We start from the raw sequence: 11522 nt of genomic DNA on the forward strand, positions 1-11522 counted from the left end.
GCACCGTGATTAACCAAAATCCAAAACGTTCAGACGAACCTGTCTGGTGGGGCCTGTTCGGTGCCGGCGGGACTTGGTTTGCTATGCTTACCCCAATCACTATTTTTGTGCTGGGGGTCATGGGCCCGCTGGGTATGCTTGATGCCGATGCGCTGAGCTATGATCGTGTCGCAGGTTTTGCAACCAATATCATTGGCGCACTGTTTGTGATTGCCACAATTGCCCTGCCAATGTGGCATGCGATGCACCGTGTTCATCATGGGATGCATGACCTGAAAATCCATACCGGTGTGGTCGGCAAAATTCTGTGCTATGCCATTGCGTTTGCCGCAACTGCCATCGCTGCCATTTTTGTATTTATGCTGGGATAGTTCCCCTGTGATCTGGCGCTCCGGACTCCGGGCCGCCAGAATCACTTCATCAACGAGATAATGACATGTTTTATATTCATATGTTGCTGCTGCTTACGATCATCTTTGTCGGTATCCGACATGGTGGGATCGCATTCGGCTTGCTGGGTGGACTTGGTGTCTCCATTCTGGCGTTTGTATTCAAAGTCACACCGGGTCACCCGCCAGTCAGTGTCATGCTGATTATTCTTTCCGTGGTTGCCGCATCAGCCACACTCGAAGCCACGGGTGGTTTGAAACTACTGGTCAAATACGCTGAAAAATTAATGCGTAAACACCCCGGTCAGATCGTTTTTCTCGGGCCACTGTGTACTTATACCCTGACGGTTCTGGTCGGGACCGGCCATTCTGTTTATCCACTTCTGCCGGTCATTTATGATGTTGCCTACAAAAAAGGCATTCGTCCGGAACGCCCGATGGCAATCGCTTCTGTGGCATCGCAAGTGGGGATTACCGCCAGCCCGATTGCCGCTGCTGCTGCTGTCGTCATGGCAACCGCAGTCGATAATCATCTGGATATTAGTCTGATCGATGTGCTGATTGTGACCATTCCTGCCACGCTGACAGGCTTACTGGTTGCCTGTACCTGGAGTCTGACACGCGGTAAAGATTTGGATAAAGATCCTGAGTTTCAGGCACGTTGCCAAGATCCTGAATTTGTTCAGGAACTCGAAGATAACAGTGCGCTGGAGCAAGGCAATGAGATCGATAAAAGTGCGAAAAAAGGCTTGATCATTTTCATGCTGGGGATTGCAACCGTGGTGTTTGTCGCCATGTTCGGTAAAGACCTGAACCTGCTGCCTCCGGGAGTCAAAATGTCCGTCGGGATTCAGTTCTTAATGCTGGCTGTCGGCGCAATCATTCTGATCAGCACCAATGTATCACCGAAGAAAATCGTCCACAGTAATGTATTTATCGCCGGGATGACGGCAGTCATTATCATCTTTGGGATTGCCTGGATGAGTGAAACCATCATCGGCTACCATAAAACCTATCTGATTGATATGGTTAGCGGGATTGTTCATTCGCATCCGTGGGCTTTCGCCTTTGCAATGTTCTCGGTATCGATCTTCCTGAAAAGTCAGGCTGCGGTGCTCACCATTATGTTGCCGCTCGGCTTTTCTCTGGGCATTCCACCGAAAGTGTTGATCGGTGTTTTACCCGCTTGTTACGCCTATTTCTTCTTCCCGTTCTACCCGAGTGACCTCGCGGCAATTACCTTTGACCGCACCGGCACAACCCGTATCGGCAAATACGTGCTCAATCATAGCTTTATCCTGCCGGGATTTATCTGTGTATTTACCGCAACTGTGGTCGGTTATTTTATCTCAACCGCGATTCACTGATTGAGGTTCCCCCCGCCTGCTTCCGTACAGCCGTATGGTACGGGAGCAGACTCTCACTTCCCAAGTCTTCTCTTCACGCGTATCTCTTCCGACACGATCCTCGTGATACAATGCCGCCATCTTGATTTGAGTGTCTTGCTCCATTGTGCACGATTGTGACTCGTACGCGATGCAAGCCACCGGACCGTGTGAAGAAACGAAGTTTATGAAACTAAAGAGTTATCTGACCCTGACGACCATTGCGACCACTTCATCGATCGTCATCGTCATCACGATCGCCATCTTATATCTGTTACAGAACTCTTATCAGTCCGGTCTTGAAGCCCGGGGGCTGGAGCTTGCCCGGGTGATTGCCCATGACCCGAAGGTGATTCAGGCGCTACAGGCAAAAACGGCCAACTCATCAACGGGCAATATCCGTCATTATATTGAGTCGATCCGCTCTCGAACCGACGCTTCTTATATTGTGGTGGTTGATCAGCAAGGGATGCGTCTCAGCCATCCGGATCAAAGCCGGGTCGGCAAACATTTCATCGGTGAAGATATCAACCGGGTCTTGCAAACCGGTCAGTCTTACAGTACGGAAGCGAAAGGCTCTCTCGGAAAGGCGATTCGCAATTTTGTGCCCATTTATGACCACGGAAAACAAGTGGGTGCCGTGTGTATCGGTTATTTGTCCGAGAGAATCTCCGATATCATTTTTCGTCAGCACATCCATATCGGCTTATTAATCGCGCTCATTTATCTGTTCGGTATCGGCACAAGTGTTGCCTTTTTAATGAAGATGAAGAAGACGTTTCTGGATTACGAGCCGGAATTTATCGTCAATAAATTCCGTGAGCACGGTATGGTGTTCGACAGCATCCGGGATGCGATTATTGCCGTTGATCACGAGATGAACATCACCATGATCAATAACAGTGCGATGAAACTCCTGTCGATGGGTGTGTTAAGCCGTTATGACTATCAGCGTCATCCGCTGTCCCACTATTCGCTCCCTTTAAGCCATTTGGTACTGGAAAATCAGGGGCGCTTTCATCAAGACGTATTCACGATCGGAAAACTCGAATACCGGGCTAATTTGTACCCAATCAAGACAGTTAAAGGTTTAATCGGTCATGTCATTGTGTTTTTTGCCAACCTGACTCCCAATGAGCTGGAAAAAGAAATAACCTACCTGAAAAACTATGCCGAACTACTACGCAGTAAAACTCACGAGTATTCAAATAAGTTAAATGTACTGTCGGGGATGCTGCAAATCGGCAAATATGATGAGTCGATTGATTTTATTCAGCAAGAAACGGATCGCTATCAGGCGGTCATCAATCATATTGTGTTGAGTGTCTCAGACAGTGCGGTGGCAGGGCTGCTACTGGCTAAATTTAATAAAGCTTCCGAAATGGGGATTAAATTTACCATCGACGTCGATACAACATTGGCCAGTTACGCCAAACAAACGTCTGAAAAACTCGTGACGATTGTTGGTAATCTGGTAGATAATGCGCTGCTCGCGGCTTGGCAAAACCGGGCGGCCGTCCAACCTGAAGTGATCGTCTATCTCAGTGACCGTGGCAGACATATCATGCTGGAAGTTCAGGATAATGGTCTTGGTATCCCCGATAAAATTGCCGAGCATATCCTTGAATTTGGTGTGAGTTCAAAGCAAGAAGATGAACAAAATGGCGTCGGCCTGTATCTGGTCAAACAGTTGGTCGATTATTTTCATGGCAGTATTGACTGGGAACGCACTGAACAACACACCACCTTGTTTAGTATCTATTTAGAAAAATCAGAAGAGGTGCATGACGATGAAGACCCGAGTAATGTTGCTTGAGGATGATATTCGAGCCAGCTATACCTTGGAATCAACGATCAACCAACATCCTCATTTTCAGGTCGTTGCGGTCAGTGAAAGCTGTGCGGATGCACAGATCCAGTTCAATGCATTTCAACCCCAGCTGGTGTTTGTTGATATTACGTTGCCTGATGGCAATGGTCTGGCGCTGATTCAGCAACTGCGTCAACAAGCGACCGACTGTCATTTCATCATGACAACGGCTGAGCGTGAAACCACGACTGTCGAAAGAGCGGTCCAGCTCGGGGTGATCGACTATTTAGTCAAACCCATTCGCATGTCGCGAATTCATCAGGCACTGGATGATTATCTGCAATATAAACAGAAGCTGATCAGTGCTTCAACCGTCGATCAGGATGATATTGATCAGTTACTCCGTAAAGCCCCGATTCAGCCGATTCGTCAGACGCCGAAAGGCATTGATGCCACAACACTGGAATCATTGAAAGCCTTACTGTATCGGGAACAGTTACACGATTTTTCCGCAGATGATATCAGTGAACGAATGAATTTCAGCCGAATCACAGCCAGACGTTATTTAGAATATCTTGAATCTGAAGGCGTATTACGGCTTGTCCTCAACTACAATACCGGTGGCCGGCCAAGACGCTTGTATCAGATGATCCGGTAAATCTTTCCGGCAGCGCCGCCGAAGATGCAACGTCAGGCTCTCACCGATGAATCAGATCTAACGTTGATGTAAAAAGTATTCTACGCTTAATACAATCAGACTGTTTTCAGGCGTCCACAGATAATTTTTTCAGCGGGAAAAGATGCTCATGCGATTGAGTATGCAATAGGATATATTCGCTTGAACAACCAAAGAAGTGCCGCTAAGAGATTGTCATAAAAAGAAAAACTGTGTAACATTTCACCAAACTACGTGGTATGCCCATCGGGGCTGTTGGACGCTACATCGCTGGGGTCTATGTATGGTCATTAAATATATCGCCTTCGCGAATGTCGCTGTCGGCATTTTTCTATTGATTTTCAGTATTAAACCCACCCATGAGATAGGTTGCACTGAACAGGCGTCACGCTGGAAAATGCTTATCACGTTGCTCTTTGCCGTTATTCTTGGCTATCTTTCCGTGCTGATAGCACTGGTATACCATCCGATCAATTCCGATCTGTCCGCAATGTCACTGATTCTCTTCGGTGCCAGTCTGTTTATTGCATTGCTGGTTTCACGGTTTCGCAACCTGCTCAACAAAGCCAACCGCTCCACTCAGGATGAACAGTATCATTCTTTGCATGACAGCCTGACTTCACTGGCAAACCGTAAATATTTATTCCGTTCACTCCAGTCACTTGTGCAAACAAAACAGCAGTTTAGTCTGCTGCTGATTGATCTGAATAATTTCAAACAGATCAACGATGGTTTAGGCCACTATTTCGGTGATAAATTTCTGATTTCAGTTGCCAATCTGTTACAGGAAAACACCAAACAGTATGGTCGGTTGTACCGGATGGGAGGCGATGAGTTTGCGCTGATTTTACCCGGTAATGATGAAGACACCATCCTCAATGTGGTGGACTCAATTCATGATGCCCTCCATGCGCCGGTGAAAGTGATGACTTACTCAATGAAGACATCGGCCAGCGTTGGAATCACCAAGTATCCGCTCAATGGTCATGAGGTTTCCAACCTGCTCAAGCAGGCAGATTTGGCCATGTACGACTCGAAGAAAAAGCATAAACCCTATACCTTTTATCATGACCAACTGGGTTCAGATTCTTATAAAAAGCTTAAACTTTCTATCAAATTATCTGAGGCACTCAAAAACGACGTTTTTGAACTGCATTACCAACCGATTCTCCGCAGCCAGACTCAAGGTATTGCCGGTCTCGAAGCTTTATTGCGCTGGCCGCAGGAAGATGGCAGCTTTATCGAACCGGGGGATTTTATTCCCATTGCTGAGAAAAGTGCGCTGATTTCTGTCCTGACACAGTGGGTGATCCATCGGGCCGCTCAGGATTTAAATGTGTTAAGAGCACACGGTTTTCACGGGAGTCTTCACATCAACCTCTCTGCCAAAGACTTTCAGGATGATGAGGTCGTCGATCAATTGCGTCAACTTCTGCATGCCGGGCAGATACAAGCGGATGATTTGGTGTTTGAAATTACCGAGAGTGCCGTCTTTGAAGATATTGAAAAGGCCAAGAGCGTGATTCATAAAATCCATGCACTGGGCTTTCGATTCAGTATTGATGATTTCGGTATCGGTTACTCTTCGCTGGTGATTTTGCGTGAATTACCCATCTCTCAGATTAAGATTGATCGCTCGTTTGTCACGGAGTACCACCAGAAAGAATCTAACCGTACTATTATCTACGCATTGGTCCGGCTGGCACAAGATTTGAACCTGAGTGTTGTAGCAGAAGGGGTGGAAGTTTACAGTGTCGAACAAGCGTTGGGGAAAATCGGCTGCCACTATACACAAGGCTTCCTTCATTTCCCGCCGGAGCCATTACACCATTTGCTCTACAATGAGCAGTTCCGGAACCACCTTGAACCCATGCTTCCGGAACAATCTCAACCCTGATGTGATTCATCATCTCAGTGTGGGATGACTCGCAATTTCCCAGACACAGCTTACCCGACTTTAAACAGGTCGGTAACCGAGGCCTCAGTACATCGGGTTGCGATATATTCTGCAATGGCCTGCTGCGCTTCCTGATTGAGATATAAACCCAGCTTTGTTCTGCGCCATAAAAAGTCATCACTGGTTCTCACAAATTCACAGGCAATCATGTAGTCGATTTCCCGTTGATAGACGCCGTCGGCGAAACAGCGGCCCATCTCTTCTAAGTTATTGACACCAGATAACATTTTTCGGGTGTAGGTCCCGAACTGAATCGCATAACGCAACGCTAATTTTTCACTCAACCACGGATAACTGGCTCGCAGTGATTCACCCAGTTGTTCCCGGGTACAGCTAAAAGAACCACCGGGGAGCGGCACATGGGCGGTCCACGGTTTACCCATCTGTTCAAAATACGGACTCAGTTTATTCAGTGCCGCTTCACCCAGTTTACGATACGTCGTCAGTTTGCCGCCAAACACCGATAACAACGGTGCCTGATCGCCGGTCTGTTCCAGCTCAATCGTATAATCCCGGGTAACAGCCTGTGGTGAACTTGATTCGTCATCACATAATGGGCGAACCCCACTGTATGACCAAATGATATCCTCACGGGAAAGCTGCCGTACAAAGTGCTGATTGACAATATCGATTAAATAATCCTGCTCTTGCTCATCGATTTCGACCTGACGGGGATCGCCATGATATTCGACATCGGTGGTCCCGATAATGGAAAAGTCATCCATGTACGGAATGACAAATACGATTCGGTTATCTTTGTTTTGTAAGATGTATGCCTGTTCTTCATGATGAATACGGGGAACAACAATATGTGACCCTTTCACTAAACGAATATTGCGGGGTGAGGCCGTAGATAAACCCTCATCAAAAAACTGCTTCACCCAAGGCCCTGCGGCATTAACAAGCGCTTTCGCATAGCGTTCAAACCGTGTATCCGATTGCTGATCATGGATCGTCACGCGCCAGATGTCATTCTCACGAACCGCTCGTTCAACCCGGCAATAATTACTGACTTCGGCACCATTTTCTTGTGCCGCCAAAATGTTCAAAATCACTAAACGCGCATCATCGACCCAACAGTCCGAATACTCAAACCCGGTTTTCATTTCAGGTTTTAACAATCCGCTTTCCGCCAAATTGACCTTATGGCTGGCCGGCAATGTGGTCCGTTTGCCAAGATGATCATATAAAAACAGTCCGCAGCGAATCATCCATGCAGGCCGTAAATAAGGGCGGTGCGGCAACCGGAAACGCATCGGACGCGCAACATGAGGGGCTTTTCTGAGCAAGACTTCTCGCTCGGCCAGTGCTTCTGCGACTAAACGAAATTCATAATGCTCCAAATAGCGCAATCCCCCGTGAATCAGTTTAGAACTGGATGAGGAGGTTGCAGAGGCAAAGTCTTGCGCTTCATAAAGTCCGACGGACAAACCCCGTCCGGCAGCATCAGCAGCGATGCCGGCACCGTTAATGCCACCACCGACAACAATTAAGTCCAGCAGACGATTTTCTTGATTGGGTGTGATCACATCCATAAAGTAACCTCAAAATGAGCAAACGAACATTTACAAACATTGTGAGCGTAACTTAACTGCCGTTTAAATGCACCTTTTATTTTCGATTATGTTCGTTTCATCGATAAATCTAAAAAAAACCTTCTTAAAAGAAGGTTTTTAATATGATCACCGAACTGAGTGTTGCACCTGACTCAGGTCAAGGGAGACGACAAGTCCGGAACGACGGTCTCGGGTTGCTGAGATGATGCCTGACCGGCCACTTCTAAGGACACTTGGTTTGCTTCCAGAATCGAACGGATTTCCTGTGGTGGCTGTTTATCGGTAAACAGCGTATTAATTTGAGAAATATTGCCGAGTTTGACCATCGCATTACGACCAAATTTAGAGTGATCGACGGCGAGAAAAACACTCCGGCTGTTTTCAATAATCGCCTGTTTGACCCGGACTTCATGGTAATCAAAGTCCAGTAAAGACCCGTCAAAATCAATGCCACTGATCCCGAGAATACCGAAATCAAGCCGAAACTGCTGGATGAAATCCAATGTCGCTTCCCCGATAATCCCGCCATCGCGGTTACGCACTTCCCCACCGGCCAGAATGACATTAAAGTCCGGCTTTGAGAGCAGAATACTGGCCACGTTCAGGTTGTTTGTCACGATTCGCAACTGCTTATGACTTCGGCTCAGTGCGCGGGCAACGGCTTCCGGGGTTGTCCCGATATCAATGAACAGCGTCGCGTGATTCGGGATATGCTTCACCAATGCTTCGGCGATGTGATCTTTTTCAGAATAGTTATGTGACTTCCGGGTTGTATAGGAATCATTTTCCGAGCTGATGGGTACGGTTGCGCCACCATGATAACGACGGATTTTATTTTCATCAGCCAACTCATTCAAATCACGACGAATCGTTTGCGGGCTAACGTGAAAGCGTGTCACCAGTTCATCGGTACTGATGTAACCATGTTTTTTGACCAGTTCTATTATTTTCTGATGTCTCGGAATTTGCTTCACATCCGGCTCCATGTCTCATTCACTCATCACTCGCAGATCCAGAACGCGTCACAACACGTATAAATAGCTCCTGAGGATGACGTTATCTATTCGAAAAAATTCGCTCAAAATTTCACTCAAACTATTGTGCGGTAAATCCGGGAGAGAAAGAAGTCCCTTCGAGACAAAAAGTGCCGTCCATGACTGAAAAGAGTCGCTTTCTTGTCATCTATCAAGTTTAGACTTGACTCGCTCAAGTGAAAACAACTTGACGAACATAAGCACTCAGTTGAATATTAATTTTCACCCAATCTTAATTTTTACTCAATGAATGAAAGGAAGCATGACCATGCAGAAACACATACGTCACTCTGGTTTAGCACTCTCCATATCTCTGTTATTTTTCAACACCGCTTATGCCGATGATTTTTCTAAACTGGATCAGGCACTCCCTGCAAATATCGATGCCTACTCTATTGCTCCGGTATTTGATTTCGATACGGATGGTTGTCTGCCGAGTGGCGGCATCAGCCGGACCGGCCAGCAAAATGGCGGCTTGAAACCCTCTGGTGGCTTAACCTCTGGTTGTCGCAACACCAACTTCCTCAATTTATCCAATACTTATCATCGCTATGCCTGCAAAATCAATGGCTCAGATCAGTATTGTGGTCACTTCTACGCGTTATATTTCCTCAAAGATCAGATTCTCAACGGTATCCAGAGTGGTCATCGCCATGATTGGGAAAATGTGGTGATCTGGACGAAAAATGGCCGCGTCACACACGGCAGCTACAGCGCTCACGGAAAACTGACGACACGTGCCGTCTCTGAGTTAGATACCAATGGCAAACATATCAAATTCGTTTATCACAAGGACGGTCTCCTGACTCATGCATTCCGGTTCAGTAAGATGGGAGAAGTGGCTGAGAACCCATACGGCTACTTTGTCACGCCGGATATTATCAGTTGGTATACCATGTATGGCGATCAGGTCAGTAACGACACGCTGAGAAACCAACTCAATCGTTATGATTACGGCTCAGCGAATGTGCCGATCAGGGATAGCAGTTTTCTGAGTAGCTTAAATGGCGGCAAGCCCGATAGTTATCCGCAGTTCTCCGCTTCAGATGTCGTTCAGTCACGTTAGAATTCATTCAGGCGACAGCCGGTCAACGGCTGTCAACAACAGATGCCCCCGGTCAATTATCACGCCGGGGGCATCTGCTCGGTCACATTCAGTCACCGACGAACTAGACGAAGGCTTGCTCCTGCTTGTCACGATGCACTCTTCTTTCACCGATCAATGCGTAAATCAGACAGATAATCGCAGCGATACATGCCCCGACCAGAATGATAAATCCACCATCCCAGCCAAAGTGATCCACGGTATATCCTAAAATCGCATTTGCTGCGACGGCCCCGCCCAGATAGCCGAACAGACCGGTAAGACCGGCTGCGGTTCCGGCGGCTTTTTTCGGAGCCAGCTCCAATGCATAAAGGCCGATTAACATGACCGGCCCGTAAATAAGAAAGCCGATTGCAAGCAGTGCCAGCATGTCGATTCCCGGATGCCCTGCCGGGTTCAGCCAGTACACCAGTACCGCAAGTAACACCAGTCCCATAAACAAAATACCGGCAGGTGCACGGCGTCCTTGAAACACTTTATCGGAAATCCATCCGCACAATAAGGTGCCCGGAATCCCGGCCCACTCATACAGAAAATAAGCCCACGATGATTTATCGACCGTAAAATCTTTGGCTTCTTTCAGGTAGACAGGCGCCCAGTCCAGGACCCCGTAGCGAATTAGATACACAAAAGCATTCGCAACCGCAATTGACCATAACAGCTTGTTAGTCAACACATATTTGAAGAAGATCTCTTTCGCACTCATTTCCTGCTCATGTGACTGGTCATAGTCCTCGGGATAGTCGTCTTTATACGCTTCAATCGGAGGTAAACCACACGACTGCGGTGTATCTCTCAGTGTTACCCAGATCAGCACCGCCACCAGAATTGCAAAAAACGCCGGGACATAAAATGCCGTACGCCAGTCGTCGTGAAACAGCCATAATCCCAGCAGAAAGATCGGTCCAATCAGCCCTCCGCCGACGTTATGTGCAACATTCCATACGGAGACGAGTTCCCCCCGCTCTTTACGCGACCACCAGTGAACCATGGTTCTCCCACAGGCCGGCCACCCCATGCCCTGAAACCAACCATTCAAAAACAGTAAAATGAACATTGCGGTAATACTACCGGTTGCCCAAGGCATAAAACCAAAACACAACATGACGCAGGCAGAAAGCACTAAACCGGCACTGAGGAAATAACGCGGGTTGGAGCGGTCAGAAACACTCCCCATGAGAAATTTAGACAAGCCATAGGCAATCGAAACCGCCGCCAGCGCAACACCTAAATCACCGCGACTAAATCCCTGTTCAATCAAAAATGGCATGGCCAGACTAAAATTTTTCCGGACCAGATAGTAACCCGCATAACCGACAAAAATACCGATGAACAGTTGCCAGCGTAATCGGGTATAAACCCCGTCAATTTGCTCTCGGGGAAGGGGCTCAATATGAGCCTGTGGTTTGAAAATTCCAAACATGATGACCTCAGCGATAGTGATAATATCAATGTCCTGACGAAACAACTCATCAGCACCGGAAAATAAAGCACGAACCGAATGTTCGTTCGAACAAATAGAATTTTCATCCGCTCATTATTACATTTTTGTGACACTCCCGGCACACTCATTAATTTGTATATGAAAACAAGTCATTCATGTCGGTGTC

The 11522-nt window shown here is 47.3% G+C and carries 9 protein-coding genes; 6 read left to right on the forward strand and 3 right to left on the reverse strand.

Going from position 1 to position 11522, the window contains the following annotated elements:
* Positions 1 to 5 precede the first annotated feature (5 nt).
* The 5 genes from frdD (at position 6) to OCV37_RS09425 (ending at position 6157) form a co-directional block, all read left to right on the forward strand.
* Positions 6 to 371: a fumarate reductase subunit FrdD gene (gene frdD, locus OCV37_RS09405; RefSeq protein ID WP_038180687.1), complete on the forward strand. Its 366-nt coding sequence runs from the start codon at positions 6 to 8 to the stop codon at positions 369 to 371.
* Positions 372 to 436: 65 nt separating this feature from the next.
* A complete protein-coding gene (locus OCV37_RS09410; protein ID WP_038180683.1) occupies positions 437 to 1756 on the forward strand; it encodes an anaerobic C4-dicarboxylate transporter in 1320 nt (439 codons plus the stop codon).
* 205 nt (positions 1757 to 1961) lie between these two features.
* Entirely contained in the window at positions 1962 to 3590 is a 1629-nt protein-coding gene (locus tag OCV37_RS09415; protein ID WP_038180720.1) for an ATP-binding protein, read from the forward strand.
* Positions 3565 to 4242, forward strand: a complete 678-nt coding sequence (locus OCV37_RS09420) for a response regulator (protein ID WP_245609120.1) — start codon at positions 3565 to 3567, stop codon at positions 4240 to 4242. The genes OCV37_RS09415 and OCV37_RS09420 overlap by 26 nt, the downstream gene beginning before the upstream one ends.
* Before the next feature lie 301 nt (positions 4243 to 4543).
* Positions 4544 to 6157 carry a putative bifunctional diguanylate cyclase/phosphodiesterase gene (locus tag OCV37_RS09425; RefSeq protein WP_038180677.1) on the forward strand — a complete coding sequence of 538 codons (1614 nt, stop codon included), beginning with the start codon at positions 4544 to 4546 and terminating at the stop codon, positions 6155 to 6157.
* 50 nt (positions 6158 to 6207) lie between these two features.
* Here the strand turns inward: OCV37_RS09425 and glpD are convergent, their stop codons facing one another.
* Together glpD and OCV37_RS09435 are read right to left on the reverse strand one after the other, a co-directional pair.
* On the reverse strand, positions 6208 to 7752 hold the full coding sequence (gene glpD / locus OCV37_RS09430) for a glycerol-3-phosphate dehydrogenase (protein ID WP_038180673.1): 1545 nt from the start codon (positions 7750 to 7752) through the stop codon (positions 6208 to 6210).
* A gap of 173 nt (positions 7753 to 7925) precedes the next feature.
* Entirely contained in the window at positions 7926 to 8747 is an 822-nt protein-coding gene (locus OCV37_RS09435; protein WP_051680497.1) for a DeoR/GlpR family transcriptional regulator, read from the reverse strand.
* Between the two features lie 328 nt (positions 8748 to 9075).
* On the opposite strand from OCV37_RS09435, the gene OCV37_RS09440 reads away from it, so the two are divergent.
* Positions 9076 to 9873, forward strand: coding sequence for an NPP1 family protein (locus OCV37_RS09440; protein WP_038180716.1), 798 nt, complete (start codon positions 9076 to 9078; stop codon positions 9871 to 9873).
* A 103-nt stretch (positions 9874 to 9976) separates the two neighbouring features.
* On the opposite strand, the gene glpT is transcribed toward OCV37_RS09440, so the two are convergent.
* Positions 9977 to 11335, reverse strand: a complete 1359-nt coding sequence (gene glpT, locus OCV37_RS09445; RefSeq protein ID WP_038180670.1) for a glycerol-3-phosphate transporter — start codon at positions 11333 to 11335, stop codon at positions 9977 to 9979.
* Between the last annotated feature and the right edge of the window lie 187 nt (positions 11336 to 11522).

It is taken from the genome of Vibrio rhizosphaerae, assembly GCF_024347095.1.
GTDB lineage: Bacteria > Pseudomonadota > Gammaproteobacteria > Enterobacterales > Vibrionaceae > Vibrio > Vibrio rhizosphaerae.

Coding starts and splice junctions, on each gene's coding strand:
- OCV37_RS09415 (WP_038180720.1), top strand. CDS start 1,962: ATGAAACTAAAGAGTTATCTGACCCTGACGACCATTGCGACCACTTCA.
- OCV37_RS09410 (WP_038180683.1), top strand. CDS start 437: ATGTTTTATATTCATATGTTGCTGCTGCTTACGATCATCTTTGTCGGT.
- OCV37_RS09440 (WP_038180716.1), top strand. CDS start 9,076: ATGCAGAAACACATACGTCACTCTGGTTTAGCACTCTCCATATCTCTG.
- OCV37_RS09420 (WP_245609120.1), top strand. CDS start 3,565: ATGAAGACCCGAGTAATGTTGCTTGAGGATGATATTCGAGCCAGCTAT.
- OCV37_RS09425 (WP_038180677.1), top strand. CDS start 4,544: ATGGTCATTAAATATATCGCCTTCGCGAATGTCGCTGTCGGCATTTTT.
- glpT (WP_038180670.1), bottom strand. CDS start 11,335: ATGTTTGGAATTTTCAAACCACAGGCTCATATTGAGCCCCTTCCCCGA.
- glpD (WP_038180673.1), bottom strand. CDS start 7,752: ATGGATGTGATCACACCCAATCAAGAAAATCGTCTGCTGGACTTAATT.